The sequence below is a fragment of the Streptomyces sp. NBC_00887 genome (assembly GCF_045207585.1).
On record NZ_CP108788.1, the window covers coordinates 2,726,987 to 2,740,445 of the forward strand.

Here is a 13,459-nt window from a genome sequence, read left to right on the forward strand (position 1 = left end):
ACCGTCCGTCGGGCAGTTAGCGCAGCCAGCCGCGGGCTGTCAGCCTGACCAGCCTCCCACGCAGTGGTTCCAGCTTGGACCGCACGGTGACGTCGACTCCCGGCATCTCGCCGACCTGCCGGGCCATGACCCGCCCGGCGGCCTGCCGCACAGCGGCGAGAATGCGCCCACGTCCGACACGCGGTGCGGGGTCAGCAACACCGCCCGGCCACCTACCTGCCCAGGCGCCGGCGCGGCCGAGGCGCGCTCGTCAGCGAGCTGTTCACTCACCCGCTCAAAGACCCGTTCGCCGACGGCGAGTTCGTCCCACTCGGCACGCACCTCCGCCAGCCGCTTGGCCAGCTGTTCTTCGAATTCGTCCAGTTCCGCACGGCGCGCGGTGATCCGTTCCAGCAGCTGGGGTTGCAGCATGCACAGGATCGCAGGAGACCGCCCGTTCGCAGAGCGCGGGAACCGGTCAGCCGATCGTCCCGTCAGAGCGTTGCTGCACGCTGCCCTGCGGCCTCCCACTCCTGGTGTGCGGTGTGGACGCGGTGCCACAGCGCCGCTTGCGCGGAGGCGTCGACGTCGGTCAGGTCCAGATGGAACACGTCGGCCAGCGCGTCGTACCAGTCGTCGGCCGAGTCGATGGTCCGCTCGTACGTGCCCTCGGCGTCGATGCGGCGCAGCACACAACCGCGCAGCATGTCCACGCCTTTGGCGTCGCGGAGCTGGGCTTGGAGAACCCGGACGAATCCGGACTCGGGGGAAGTGGACAGCCGGTGATGCTCCGCAGCCAAGGAGGCCAGCTCCACCTGCTCCGGCGCGAAGACCATCGCCGTGAAGGCGCCGCGGGGGTCGTGGGTGAACCGCCAGCCGCCGGGCACCACCACCGATGGGGCCATCGCGTAGGTGAACGGCCCTTGGGTGTAGGTGCCTTCGCGCAGCGGCAGTGGCTCGTACATTCCGCCGGCGAGCCCGGTGTCGACCAGCCACCGTTCGCCGTCAATCCCCACGGTGAGCGCGAGATGGTCCCCGCCCGGGCCCCCGGGGTCCTCGACCTCGCCGTGTACCCCGGCCCGGTGCAGGGTCACGTCGTAGCCGAGGGCCGTCAGCAGCGCGGCGAAGGCCCCGTTGAGGTGGAAGCAGTAGCCGCCGCGCCCGCGCAGGATCCGGGCCACGGATTCCGCGGCGCCGATACCCGAACGCCGTCCCAGTTGGTTGTCGAGGGTCTCGTAGGCGATCCGTTCCACCTGCGCTCTGTGCAGTGCCCGCAACGCTTCGGCGGTCGGGGCCGTCGGCCGGGCCACCTCCAGCACGGCCAGATACCCGTCGACGTCGATCATGCTCCCCCTCACCGTTCGAACGGATGATCAGCCTAGTCGCCGGTAGCGCCCGCCCTGTGCTCCGCCCTCCGCTGACCACTCCACCCCAGTCGCTCCGTGAAATCCGCACCTCAGCAGGCGAAATCCTGCTGGAGTACCAGGTCGTGTTTTCTCGATCAGTTCGTACGGCTTCAGACGATCTACTGCGCAGACTGTCGCCCACGACCAGCGTGAGCATCCCGAAACCGGTCACACCAGCCCTTTGACCTGCGACTTCAAGTTGGCGGAAGCTCCGCGCAGGTCATCGTTGGAAGTGGCCTCGAAGGCGGTGCCGATTCCCGCGGAGTGCCGGGCGACGACGTCGGCGTGCTGCTCGACCGCGGCGGGGTCCGTAGCGTCGAGCGTGACGACCTCGACACGCCCCCCGGATTCGGCGATGGTGCCGGCCAGCTCCTCCAGAGGTGCGTGGATTCGCCCGACCAAGTGACCCGTGGCGCCTTCGCCGGCAAAGACGTGGGCGTCTGCGGAGCCGATGGCTCCAGCGCCGCCGTAGACGATGGCGGTCTTGTTCTCCAGCAGCATGACATTCCCTATCACCTGGTCCGCCAGGCCAGTCCCCACCGACCGCGTGAACAACCTTCCGTTCGTGGAGCGGTGGTCACGGAACGCGGCCCGTCGCAGAACTCGCCCAGGAAGCGTGACGCTCCACCAACGCTGCTCTCCGGTCATCGTGACGCACCACGCTCATGGAAGCGGCCTTCGGTTCATCCAGTACGTGAATGTGGGGGCACAGGATCAACCGAAGGCCTTGCTCACGTCCGGCGAATGCCAGTGGGTGAACTCTTCAGGGTGTTGTTCTATGGATTCCCTCCCGCCCGGGCCGCCCGGAGCAGACAGCCAGGTGGGGCCAATAGGGTATGTCTGCGGCATCTGTCCTGGTGACGGCCTACTGGCCGCGGGATCCGTCCCATGCGACCGACCGGCCGCTGGAGCCGGCCGGTGGTGGCGTCACCGGGTTCATGACGCCTGCCCGGCCGGACGCAGCCCGAGTACTGAGCACCAGGTACGCGCACGAACAGGGCCCGTCCAGGTTGGCCTGAGTTCTCGGTGGCAGCATTTCCGTCCGAGTGCGCACATGCGGGAGTCGCTCAGGCCGCTTGGGCGAGCTCCGCGCGGCCGAACAACAGAGCGTACCCGGAGGGGAGTTGGGCCAGCAGGCGGTCGAGAAGTTCAGGTCCGGCGAGGTGGCCGACGGCGGCGAGGACGGCTCCGGTGTCCCACCGGGCGGTGGCGGGGGTTCCGCCTGCGCGAGTTGCGAGGTCCTTGACGAAGCCCCAGCCGGTGAGCGGCTCAGGGGCAGGAATCTGGGCGGTGAAGATGCGGGCGGCCTCGACGGGCAGGCGGGCGGCGAGGTCGACACGTTCGTCGCCTGTCAGTTGTCGGCCGAGGGCGGACAGCACTGCGTGGGTGACGGTTTCGGCTCGTTCGCGCGTGGGATACACGCCCTCGTACCTGATCTTCTCCAGCATCTGGTCGAACGTCACGCCGGTTGTGGCGCGGGTCGGCTCGCGCAGGGAGCGCATGGGTGGAGTGCCTTTCTCGACGGGCGGCTGTTGCTGGGACCGGGCGAGGGCCGGCAGCCGCGTTGCTGATCTCGGGGGGAGTTCGTGGAATCAGGTGCCCGGGATGACAGGAGAAAGTCCTGGCTCCCCAGCTCTCATCCGGGTGTGACTCTTGAGCGTGCACCGCAGCGCGGACCGCTCCGGGGAATGGCCCGCGCCGCGGTTGAGCGGGTACTGAGCGAGCGCCAGGGTGCCGACGGCAGGTCTGACCTGGGGCTCACCGTGCCGCACAGGGTGCCGGGCTCTCAGGAGGGGGCGCGGAAGATCGCCTCCAGGGCCTCAGCTCCTGCGGGCAGGTGAGCGGGGGCGCGTTCAGGTGCCGATCTGCCTGGGGGCGGACTCTCCACCGATGGTGATCTTGCGGGGCTTGGCTCGCTCGGCGATCGGGATCCGCAGGGTCAGCACCCCTGCGTCGTAGTCGGCCCTGATGCGCTCCGTATCCAGCGTGTCAGCCAGGACCAGTTGCCGGGAGAAGACCCCCAGCGGCCGCTCGGAGAGCTCCATCTGAACGTCCTCGCCCGTTGCGACGGGACGGCGCTCAGCCTTCACGGTGAGCATGTTCCGTTCGACGTCGATGTCGATCGCGTCCTTCGCGACACCCGGCAGGTCGAGGGCGATCACGTACTCCTCACCCTCGCGATAGGCGTCCATCGGCATCGCCGACGGCTTGGACCAGGTACCGGAGACGCCTGTGAGCTGCTGGGCGAGACGGTCGAGTTCGCGGAACGGGTCAGTGCGCATCAACATTGCGAAAACACCTCCACTGGTCTGGCAGAAACTGCCAATGCGCTTCGTCTGACACCGTTGTAACATGTCATCCATGCGATGACAACTGGAGTGTCATCGAAAGGGTGACAATGCGAAGGAGGCCCTCCATGAGCGCACCTCGAGCCGACGAGCCCACCTCCTTCGCTGCGTCCGCCACGGCGTTGAACGCCATCGATGAGGCCGCGCGCGCCGCTCAGATGCCGACGCTGGAGTCAGAGGCGGAAGACGAGGCGGCCTCCGAGCAGGCTCTGGCCGCTCTGCTTCTCCTGCGCGAACTACGCGAACTACGCGACCAACTGGCCGGGTGGGAGACAGGCCTGATCGAAGCGGCGCGCGCGGCAGGCGCCAGTTGGGCCGACCTCGCCCATCCCCTCGGCGTCGCCAGCCGACAGGCCGCCGAACGCCGCTACCTGCGCGTACGCCCCGGCGCCACCGGCGAGCAGCGCGTACAGGCGACCCGCAACCACCGCGCCGCCGACCGCACCATCAACACCTGGGCCCGGGACAACGCCGCGGACCTGCGACGGCTCGCCGGCCAGATCACCGCCCTGCCCGACCTCCCGGATACCGCGACCACCCGGCTCGCCGCCGCCCTCGCCGACAACGACGCAGCCAACCTGATCGCCCCGCTGACCGACGCGCACGAGCACCTGACGGCCGACCACCCCGGCCTCGCGGCCCGTATCGACACCGTCAGCCGCCGCACCGACCGACTCCGCCAGGACAGCGACGACCAGCGGACCGCACTCTGAGCAGGGCGAATGCACGTGCGTCGCGGTGAGGCGCCGACGTCGCTGCTGCGCGGTCGGCCGGGGAGCCGCAAACGATCAAGGCGTGGGATCGCTCGGGCGCGTTCCTGGGCCGGGCCGTTGTGGAGAAGGCGTGGTCTCACGTGACAGGGCGGGAGTGCACGCTGACGGCGTAGCCGCAGCCTTCGTAGTAGGGCTCGCCGCTCCAGGTGGCATAGCGCTGCCGCAAGGTCAGCCCGGCCTCGGTGCACCAGCGGTCGAACTCCGTGATGGTGAGCGGCGGTTCCGCCAGGGGCAGGTGTGCCGCATCCAGTCCCATTCCCGTGACCAGCAGGCCGCCGGGACACAACGCGGCAGCCAGTTGCCGGACGACCGCTGACTCGGTGCCGGGTGCCAGGAGGGGGATGACGTTTCCGGCGGCGAGCGCCAGGTCGAAGCAAGGCTCCAGGTCGAGGGCATCCAGACGGGCCAGGTCACCGAGGAGCCACTCCTGCGTGGGAGCCTCGCGGCGGGCGACGGCGAGCATCGACGAGTCGACGTCCACGCCGGTGCAGTGGTGGCCCAGCTCGGCGAGCCGGATCGCGATCCGGCCGGTTCCGCAACCGGCATCGAGTACCCGCGCGGCAGGCTTCAGCAACGGGGCGCAGAAGGCGGCCTCTCCGTGGACGTCGTGGCCCGACTCGACGAGCCGCGCGAAACGTTGTGCGTACTCCTCCCCGGCTTCTCCGCCGGTCAGTTCCGCCCAACGGTCGCGTTGCCCGGTCATGTTCACCCTGCCCTTCCGGTCAGCCTCTCCCCCAAGGACAAGGACAGTGTCATCCTATTTCTGCGCGGACCGGCTGCTACGCGCGGACACGGTGAACAACTTGGGTTCGACGGCCGGGCGGAGCGATCCCCGCGACTGGCTCTCGCCGGTCACCGTCCTGCTCGTACCGCGCTAACTCCGTACGGCGCGCAGGTGCCGCCAGCGGGGTTGTTCTGCGATCAGGCTGGTGGCGGCCAGCACCATCACGGTGACGGCAGCCCACGTCGGCCAGGCCGCCCAGGAAGAGATGACAGCCGCGAGGTACTGGCACACCACCAGGGCGATGGTCACCACGCCTGGGACGGGCACGAGGACCTTTTCCCTGTCCATCCCGTTGTCGCCCGGGGTGACGAAGACGGTGAGTACGCCGAGCAGCAGGATCACGGAGCCCACGGCGAGCAGAACGGAGTACGGGGCGAGGGCCCAGGGGGTGGCTACCCAGGCGGCGAGCATGGTCAGGAAGCGAAGTGGATCCGCCAGACGCGTCACACGTCGACTTTCCCACAGCGGGTGACGGTACGGGGCGTTTCAGCAGAAGCTTTACCAGCGCCCGGGAGGTACGGTCCAGGGTGGCTGCGTAGGTTTTCAGCGAGAGCGCGGAGCACCTGAGACGGTCGGCAGCTGGAGCGTGCGGGCCGTCCTCGTCGGTGGCCGGATGGCGTCGTGCTGTTGAACAGTCCGCCGTTGCGGTGCTGCCTGGTGGCGACCAGGGGATGCCGGTGCGCACAGAAGCGTGGGGCGGGTGTCGGGGGCAAAGCTGAAGGAATGACGACGACACTCGGTGGTTTTGTTCTCGGTACTCCCGACCCTCCAGCGCCGGCCGGCTTCTACCGGGCGCTGCTGGGCTGGCAGGAAGTCGAGCGCGAGCCGGGGTGGGTTCGTCTGAAGGCGCCGGAACAGGAACGCCCCGGCCTCAGCTTCCAGTTGGAATCCGACCACACGCCTCCCGTGTGGCCGCAGCGCGCGGGCACTCAGCAGATGCAAGCGCACTTGGATCTACAGGTCGACGACCTGGAGGCGGAGACCGAGAGAGCTTGCGCCCTGGGAGCGACGCTGCAGGAGCACCAGCCCCAGAAGGACGTGAGGGTCCTCCGCGACCCGCACGGCCATCCGTTCTGCCTCTTCCTTCCCGGCGCCCGAGCGGTCGTCTCCATCGGTGAGCCTGTGGTGGCGAACGAGGTGCAGGCGGTGCTCGGGAAGGCGAGGAAGTACCGGCACGGTGTCAGCTCTGGCCGACCTCAAGGGAACCCCTTGGGGTCGGTGGCAAGAGCGTTCACCGTTGCGAAAGTCGCGTCCCGGCCTTCTGTCAACACGCCCGCAGATGGACGGCCCAGGAGCAAGCAGGGGGCGACGCCGAGCGACAGCGGGTACGGGATAGGTTCGCTGCGGCAGGTACGCCTGAGCGGGCGCACCTGCGGTCGCACACGGGTCGTGGGTCGATGTGAGGAGCGCGGGTGTCCGAGTCAGGCGCGGAGCAGGTGGTGCCGGTTGCGGGTACGCCGTGCTGGATCAACCTCATGGTCGGCGACCTTGTCGCTGCGCGGGCCTTCTACGCAGCGGTACTCGGCTGGGAGTTCCGTAAGAGTTCCCTGGGCGATCAGTTCGTCGTCGCGTCGGCCGACGGGTTGCCGGTGGCGGGCATCGGCGAGCGTCGGCCCGGGCTTGCTCCCGCCTCGGAGTGGACACCGTACTTCGCCGTGCGCGACGCCGATGTGACGGCAGCCCGGATCCAGGAGCGAGGGGCCACCCTCGCAGTGGGCCCCATCCCGCTGGGCCGGGGGCGCGCTGGGCTGGCCGCCGACCCGGACGGGGCCACATTCGGCTTCTGGGAAGGTCCCGCTCTGGCGTGGGAACCGGGCGAGGGAAACGCCCCCGCCCGCCTCGATCTGCAGACCCGGGACGTGTTCGACGCAGCGAGGTTCTACGGGGAAGTCTTCGGCTGGGCATCGGAAGCAGCGATCGACGTGACATTCCGGCATCGTCATGTCGTCGTCGAACGGGACAGCCGGCCAGCCCTCTCCCTGCGCGGCGGCGGCGCTACCAGTGCTGGACAACCGCAGCTCCGACCGCGTTGGCTTGTCAGCTTCCCCGTCGACGACGTCGAGCGTGCCGTCGCTGCCGCGATCGACGCCGGAGCGACAAGGCCTCAGCTTTCAGCGACTTCTTGGGCACCGAGGGGATTCTCACGGACTCTGCGGAGCCCCGACGGCGGTCTGTTCACGGTCAGCCGTCGAGGGGCCTGAGGAGCAGCGGTCGGATGAGGTCGCGAGGGACTGACGCCATGGGATGCCGGTGTGAGGACGGCGTGTCTGGGCGTCCCTCTGTTTCGAGCCGCGTCGAGGGGTAACACGAACACCATGACTGCAGAGAACGATGAATCCAAGAAGAACATGAACGGTTCTGCGGCGGAGGCCCGCACGGGTGCCCGGACGGCTGCCGCCGAGGGGCGACAGATCACTGAGGCCGCCGGGAACCAGGCCAAGTCAGGCTCGGCGGTCGCAGCCTCGGAGGCCAAGTCATCGGCGCAGGACGCCAAGTCTTCGGCCCAGGAAGCCGCCGCGTCGGCGGGGACCGGTGTGCGTCTGGCCGGCCTGGCGGCCAAGCGGGCCGCTGTCACCGGGTGGGAAACGGGCCGCCAGACCGTCCTGGACACGGCGGGCAGGGTGCCGTCGACCGCGACCATCGCTCGCACCGTCGGCAAGCACCGCAAGGTCGTGGCCGTGGGCGCCGCCGCAGGCGTCGGTGGACTCCTCGCCGGCGCGTTCACCCTCGGACGCCAGACGGCCAGGAGCCACGTCGGGCCGATCACCCGCCTCACCGGGGGCCGGATCTGACCGGACCGCGGCACGCACACAACCCTTGGAGGGCCGGCAGACCGCTGCCGGCCCTCCTCGGATCGGCGCCCGGAGCTCAGAGGCATCGTCGATGCCGGGGCCCTCGGGGTCGCCACGGGACGACTCGCTGTTCCACCGCATCGCCCCTACCGAGGCCGCCCGAGCGTGAGCCGATCCTTGCTCGGTAGCCTTCGACTCAGCAGTGTGTGGCCACCTCCGGACACGATGGTCTGCACCGGACCGGATCGATTCGGCGAGTCTCGGAACTGAGGCCGTCAGGCTGGTGCACGCTCGATCAGGGCTGAGGCTGGGCTGTCATCGTGTCGCCGACTGGAGGCAGAGGTTTCGCGCGGCGGACACGGGATCCGAGCGGGCTGAGCTCGAAGGCCAGCCGTCCCAGCGCAATGAGGGCGCCCTGCCCGAAGACGAGGATCAGCCATGCTCCGTCGTGCCAGTACCAGCCCTCCGTCCAGGGCCGCATCACCGCCAGCGTCACGATGAGATGAGAGACGGCGATGATGATGCCCGGCCGGCGCCGCCGGGGGAGAACGAGCGGCACCATCGCCCAGAGCGTGGAGGCAAGTACCAGCCAGGGGGCGACGAAGGCCAGGCCGAACATGTTGACCTCGATATCGGTAGACGGTGCCAGCAAACGTCACACCGGTGGGCCCGAAGCACCAGCCCGGCAAGATATCGCCCGGATCACGATGCGGCTTCGGCGACCCACCGGGCTGGCGGAGCATCGAATTTCATCATCGGAAGCGGGCCACGATCCGGTGCGCGTGGTGATCGTCCGAACCGAGTCCGTGGACAGCTCGATGGGCCTCGTGGGTCCGAATCATCCCCCGCTCGCGAAGCGATGTGTCGAACCTCCGACGTGCGTCCGCGCCCCAGGGCACGGCAGCGGGGCGAGGGCACCTTCGTCGCCTCGGGCTTCGGTGGGCCCAGCGGGTCCGGCAGGCCGGCATGACCTGCCGGACCCGCTGGGCCCCGCACACGCCGACCGCGAACGACCACGGACCGGGCTGATGGCGCGGAACGACCGAAGACTCGGCCTTCCCTGTGCTGCGCCCCTGATCGTTTGCCTCAGCTGACAGCGACGACCCTCTGTACGGGCAGATTCCGGGAGGACCGGCCGGCGTGAACGGTGTAGGAACCCGGCGTGAGCTTCCAGGCTCCGGCGGTCCACACCGACAGGTCGCGGGCAGTGACGCTGAAGGTGAGCCGGGTGCTTGCGCCGGGAGCGAGGGTGACCTTTCGGAAGCCGATCAGACGCCGCGGCTCGGCCTGGGCGCCGGCAGGCAGGCCCGCGTAGAGCTGTACGACATCGGTGCCTTCGCGAGATCCGGAGTTGGTGAGGGTGACCGCGGCTGTCAGCGTCCTGCTCCCTGCGTCGTAGGACGTTTCGAGGGAGCCCAGGTGGAAGGTCGTGTAGGACAGACCGTGGCCGAAGGGGAACAGCGGGCTCTGGTTCTTCGCGTCGTAGTAGCGGTAGCCGACCAGGTGGCCCTCGCTGTGGGAGACGGTGGGGCCGTTGCCCGGGTAGGTGGCGGGCGTCGCACCGGGGCCTTGGGACGCGGTCACGGGGAAGGTGACCGGTAGACGCCCTGAAGGGTCGGCGTCACCGAAGAGGATCGCTGCCAGCGCGGTTCCGGTGGCACGTCCGGCGTACCAGAGCTGGACGACCGCTTCGACGTCGTTGATCCACGGCATGGCAACGGGGCCGTCGGTGTTCAGGACGACAACGGTGCGGGCGTTGACCGCTGCGACTTCGGCGATGAGCTTGTCCTGATCGCCGGGCAGGTGGAGCGATCCGTGGTCCATGTCCTCACCCGCGACCCGGTTGACGACGACGACAGCGGCATCGCTGGTCCGTGCCGCGGCGACCGCGTCGGGTATGAGCGACTTCGGCTGCCAGCCGAGGGTGAGGCCGCAGGTGCCGGCATCGGCGGTGCTGTTGGTGTACTTGACGCTGATGCTGACCGTCTGTCCGGCCGTGAGGTCGATGCTTCCCTGGAGCGGATAGTCGTACGGTCCGAGGAAGAACTGGCGGCTGTGGCGCGTACCGGAGATGACCGTCCTGCCGTTGACGACGAGCTCGGTGGTGCCCGAGGGCAGCAGCGAGAAGCGGTGCGTGCCCGTGGTGGTCGGCGTGAGCGTGCCGCTCCAGCGAGCCGACCACACGGCGGGGAGACCGGCGACGGGCGCGCTGGTGAAGTCGATTCCGGCGCCTGTCCGAGTGGCGACGGGAGTACCGGACGGTTCAGGTCCGGCGTAGAAGCTGCCGGTCAGTCCTTCAGCACCCGAAGCCGTGCGCAGCACCGTGGCCGGGACGGGGGTGAGGGGGATGTCCCCGACGGATCCCTGGCGGTAGGTGACGGTGACCCCCGCTCCGGCCCGGGCCTTGATGGCCGCCAACGGGGTGGTCCAGGTGCCGGGGTTCACATAGGTCGAGCCGGAGACGCCTGTCAGGGCGGTGGTGTCGGCCGGGCCGATCACCGCCAGTGACGTGAGGGCGGGTGTCAGTGGGAGGGCCTGGCCGCGGTTGGTGAGCAGGACGGTGGAGCTGACGGCGAGGTCGTGTGCCAGATCCTTGTGTGCCTGGGTGCTGACGTCGGCGGCGGGCGCCGGCACCGGGTGGTCGAACAGGCCGTTGACGAACATGGTGGTGAGGATGCGCAGGGCGGCATCGTCGAGGCGGGTGGTGGGGACGCGGCCGTCCGTGAGGCCGCCGGCGGGTATCTTGACGCCACCGGGGCCGAGACCGCCGAGGTCCATGCCTGCCTTGACGGCCCCCACGGGGTCGTCGCCGGCCCAGAAGTCGGGGACGGTGTAGCCCTCGAGGCCGAGAGTGTTCTTGAGGTCGTTGAACAGTGCGGGGCTCTGGGTCGCGAACGTTCCGTTGATCTTCGGGTAGGCCATCATCACCGACGTGACGGGCACGGTCGCGATGACGCGTTCGAAGGCGGCGTGGTAGATCTCGTGCAGCGCCCTGTCGGAGATCTGTGCGTCGACGAAGAAGCGGTTGACTTCCTGGGTGTATGCGCTGAAGTGCTTGAGAGTGGCTACGACATGCTGTTCCTGCAGGCGCCGGGTGAGCGCTGCGCCCAGGGTGCCGGACAGGAGCGGGTCTTCACCCATGCTCTCCGCCTGTCGGCCGAAGTGCCAGGTGCGGGCGGTGTCGACGGTGGGCCCCAGCAGGTTGTTGTAGCCCTTGGCCCGCCCCTCGGCGCCCAGTGCCCGACCGAGCTGACCGGCGAGGTCGGCGTCGAACGTCGCGGCCTGTGCGAGGGGGACGGGAAAGGCGGTCACGCCGGTTTCCCCGCGCAGGCCGGCTGACGCGTCCACCATCGTGAGGGCGGGTATGGCGAGGGAACTCAGGGCTGCGAAGTCGCAGCGGACGAGGGCCTCTTTCTGCGTGGCGGTCATTCTGGCCAGAAGGGCTACCGCCCTGCTGTCGGGGGCGGCTGCCGCGGCTCGGCGGGGCGCAGCGGCGGCGGCCGGTGCGATGCCGGAGGCCAGTGCGGTCAGAACGGCGGCTGAGAGAAACGTACGACGATTCATGACGGCTCTTCCATGAGAATCGGGCATGACGGATCAGTGCCTTGGTCAGCGCGTGCGGAGGGGGCGCTGCACATGGCGGGAAGGGGGACGCTCAAGCGCGTGTCCCGTCTACTGCTCCTGATAGACCTCGTCGAGGGCGGTGAGGACGCCGTCGATGTCGGTGCGGCCGGAGAACAGCGACTGGATCTGGATGAAGTGTTCCTGCTGGACCCTGGGGTTCGGCCACAGCTGGTCCATGAACGGCACCGTGGTGCCTGCCTTCTGGTGTTCGATCAGTTCCGTGAGAACGGGCTCGGTCGTGAAGCGGTCGTTCGGGATGGCCGGGAGGGTGCCGCTGCCCTGGTTGTACGCGTTCTGGCCGGCCTCGGACCCGAGGAACTCGGCGAACTTCATGGCCAGGTCCTTGTTGTCACTCTCGCGGTTGACTCCGTAGGCGGCCGACACCGAGCCCGGCATGTGGGTCTGTGCCGGGTTGTTGGTGGCGGGCAGGGCGAACATCGCCAGTTGCAGTCCGGGAGCTTCCGCGGTGATGGCCGAGATGCTGCTGGCGACCTGTATGACGCCCACGGCCCTGCCCTCGACGACGTCCTGGACGGACCTCTCGTAGGTGGTCCCCAGGGGATCACTGCTGAAGCAGCCTCGTTCATCGAGCTCGACGTACTTCTCGAGCGCTTTCCTCCAGCCGGAGTCGGCGAAGGTTGTCCGGCCCTCACTCATCGCCACCGCGAAGTCGGGTCGGTCGGCGTAGACGGTGGTGGCGGCCAACGCGTAGTCGACGAGCTGCGTGACCCAAGAGGTCTTGATCCCGAGCGCGAACAGCACCATGCCCTCGGCCTTGGCCTTGTCGCACAGGAGCAGCAACTCGTCCCAGGTCTCCGGTTCGGCACCGTCGATGTCACGCATGGACTTCTTGTTGTAGATGGCGCCTATACCGCTGTAGTTGGCCGGCACGACGTACGTCCTTTGGCTGACCTGTGTCACCCACTGCGTGTCTTCCGGGACTTTGCGGACGAAGTCCAGGCCGGAGAGGTCGGCAAGTCTGCCTGTGCCCTCCAGCATGCGCAGGGCTGCGGGGTTGCCGTAGCCGGGCCAGACAGCGAAGACGTCGGGCCCGGCGTCCGAGGACAGTTGGGCCGGCAGGGTGTTCTGGAGTCGGTCGGTGTCGGCGTAGGTCACCGCGATCTTCGCGTTCGGGTTCTCCCGTTCGAAGGCCGCCACGACGGCCTTCATGGCGGTGCGGTCGGTGATGTTGGCAGTGATCTTCAGGGTGCTGGCGTCCGTGGACGACGAGCCGGACCCTCCGCAGGCGCTCAGGCTCATGGCGAGGGCCGTGGCCACAGCGGTGACACAGACACGACGGGAGGTTCTCAAGACACGCTCCGTGCGGGAGGAGGGGAGAATTGATGTGCGGTGCCGACGGGCAACTGAGGCCCGGGTGCCCGGGGGAACCGTCTGCGGACGCTGACGTGTCTCGCCGGAAGGGCTCGCGCCCGCCCGGAAGCCGCTGACGCGGTGGGGGCCGACCGAGCAGTCAGGTGCACGGCCGACCCCGGCTCCGGGGGATCCGACACGAATGCCTGTCGGACGCCGGATCGCATTTCCCAGATCTTTCGAGAAAGCTGCCGCCGCGTCCCACGGCAAGCGATGTCGGTGTCCGACGACGACCGCTTGTGAAGCGTTTCAGCCAACAAAAGGGAAACTATGACCTCTCACGCTTCGGGTCAACCCTCGGGCAGCACTTACCTCAACGAATCTCACGGGCCGGCAAAGACATGCCATTTATCCGAGAAGTCGACTGAAATTTCAATTGAAA

Annotated in this window: 15 protein-coding genes and 1 pseudogene; 5 read left to right on the forward strand and 11 right to left on the reverse strand. The window is 68.7% G+C overall.

The window, feature by feature from the left end; genetic code table 11:
• Window positions 1-39 precede the first annotated feature (39 nt).
• The 5 genes from OG844_RS12520 to OG844_RS12540 form a co-directional block, all read right to left on the reverse strand.
• Window positions 40-411 (reverse strand): hypothetical protein, encoded by a 372-nt coding sequence (locus tag OG844_RS12520; RefSeq protein ID WP_406389965.1) that lies wholly within the window; start codon window positions 409-411, stop codon window positions 40-42.
• Window positions 412-473: 62 nt separating this feature from the next.
• Entirely contained in the window at window positions 474-1,325 is an 852-nt protein-coding gene (locus OG844_RS12525) for an arylamine N-acetyltransferase (protein WP_406389966.1), read from the reverse strand.
• 228 nt (window positions 1,326-1,553) lie between these two features.
• Window positions 1,554-1,886, reverse strand: a complete 333-nt coding sequence (locus OG844_RS12530; protein WP_406389967.1) for an SDR family NAD(P)-dependent oxidoreductase — start codon at window positions 1,884-1,886, stop codon at window positions 1,554-1,556.
• A gap of 566 nt (window positions 1,887-2,452) precedes the next feature.
• On the reverse strand, window positions 2,453-2,887 hold the full coding sequence (locus OG844_RS12535) for a DUF2267 domain-containing protein (RefSeq protein ID WP_406389968.1): 435 nt from the start codon (window positions 2,885-2,887) through the stop codon (window positions 2,453-2,455).
• Between the two features lie 351 nt (window positions 2,888-3,238).
• The gene (locus OG844_RS12540) at window positions 3,239-3,673 is read right to left on the reverse strand and encodes an Hsp20/alpha crystallin family protein (protein WP_406389969.1); all 435 of its coding nucleotides are present in this window, start codon (window positions 3,671-3,673) and stop codon (window positions 3,239-3,241) included.
• 128 nt (window positions 3,674-3,801) lie between these two features.
• On the opposite strand from OG844_RS12540, the gene OG844_RS12545 reads away from it, so the two are divergent.
• Window positions 3,802-4,446, forward strand: coding sequence for a type III effector protein (locus OG844_RS12545; protein ID WP_406389970.1), 645 nt, complete (start codon window positions 3,802-3,804; stop codon window positions 4,444-4,446).
• A 136-nt stretch (window positions 4,447-4,582) separates the two neighbouring features.
• Here the strand turns inward: OG844_RS12545 and OG844_RS12550 are convergent, their stop codons facing one another.
• Window positions 4,583-5,209, reverse strand: coding sequence for a class I SAM-dependent methyltransferase (locus tag OG844_RS12550; RefSeq protein ID WP_406389971.1), 627 nt, complete (start codon window positions 5,207-5,209; stop codon window positions 4,583-4,585).
• A gap of 46 nt (window positions 5,210-5,255) precedes the next feature.
• On the opposite strand from OG844_RS12550, the gene OG844_RS12555 reads away from it, so the two are divergent.
• Complete coding sequence (locus tag OG844_RS12555; protein ID WP_406389972.1) at window positions 5,256-5,384, forward strand: hypothetical protein; 129 nt, start codon at window positions 5,256-5,258, stop codon at window positions 5,382-5,384.
• On the opposite strand, the gene OG844_RS12560 is transcribed toward OG844_RS12555, so the two are convergent.
• Window positions 5,381-5,737, reverse strand: coding sequence for a hypothetical protein (locus tag OG844_RS12560; protein WP_406389973.1), 357 nt, complete (start codon window positions 5,735-5,737; stop codon window positions 5,381-5,383). The genes OG844_RS12555 and OG844_RS12560 overlap by 4 nt on opposite strands.
• Before the next feature lie 276 nt (window positions 5,738-6,013).
• Here OG844_RS12560 and OG844_RS12565 point away from each other — a divergent pair.
• Window positions 6,014-6,313: pseudogene (locus OG844_RS12565) on the forward strand (VOC family protein); the annotation flags it as partial.
• Here the strand turns inward: OG844_RS12565 and OG844_RS12570 are convergent.
• The gene (locus OG844_RS12570) at window positions 6,245-6,466 is read right to left on the reverse strand and encodes a hypothetical protein (protein ID WP_406396398.1); all 222 of its coding nucleotides are present in this window, start codon (window positions 6,464-6,466) and stop codon (window positions 6,245-6,247) included. The pseudogene OG844_RS12565 and the gene OG844_RS12570 overlap by 69 nt on opposite strands.
• A 236-nt stretch (window positions 6,467-6,702) precedes the next feature.
• Here OG844_RS12570 and OG844_RS12575 point away from each other — a divergent pair, with 236 nt between their 5' ends.
• Together OG844_RS12575 and OG844_RS12580 are read left to right on the forward strand one after the other, a co-directional pair.
• Window positions 6,703-7,491: a VOC family protein gene (locus OG844_RS12575; protein WP_406389974.1), complete on the forward strand. Its 789-nt coding sequence runs from the start codon at window positions 6,703-6,705 to the stop codon at window positions 7,489-7,491.
• Between the two features lie 114 nt (window positions 7,492-7,605).
• Complete coding sequence (locus tag OG844_RS12580) at window positions 7,606-8,082, forward strand: hypothetical protein (protein ID WP_406389975.1); 477 nt, start codon at window positions 7,606-7,608, stop codon at window positions 8,080-8,082.
• Between the two features lie 295 nt (window positions 8,083-8,377).
• Here OG844_RS12580 and OG844_RS12585 read toward each other — a convergent pair whose 3' ends face one another.
• The 3 genes from OG844_RS12585 to OG844_RS12595 all read right to left on the reverse strand — a co-directional run bounded on the left by OG844_RS12585 (window position 8,378) and on the right by OG844_RS12595 (window position 13,017).
• Window positions 8,378-8,734, reverse strand: a complete 357-nt coding sequence (locus OG844_RS12585; protein WP_406389976.1) for a hypothetical protein — start codon at window positions 8,732-8,734, stop codon at window positions 8,378-8,380.
• 434 nt (window positions 8,735-9,168) lie between these two features.
• Window positions 9,169-11,646: a glycoside hydrolase family 3 protein gene (locus tag OG844_RS12590; protein WP_406389977.1), complete on the reverse strand. Its 2,478-nt coding sequence runs from the start codon at window positions 11,644-11,646 to the stop codon at window positions 9,169-9,171.
• Between the two features lie 108 nt (window positions 11,647-11,754).
• Window positions 11,755-13,017 (reverse strand): extracellular solute-binding protein, encoded by a 1,263-nt coding sequence (locus OG844_RS12595; RefSeq protein ID WP_406389978.1) that lies wholly within the window; start codon window positions 13,015-13,017, stop codon window positions 11,755-11,757.
• Between the last annotated feature and the right edge of the window lie 442 nt (window positions 13,018-13,459).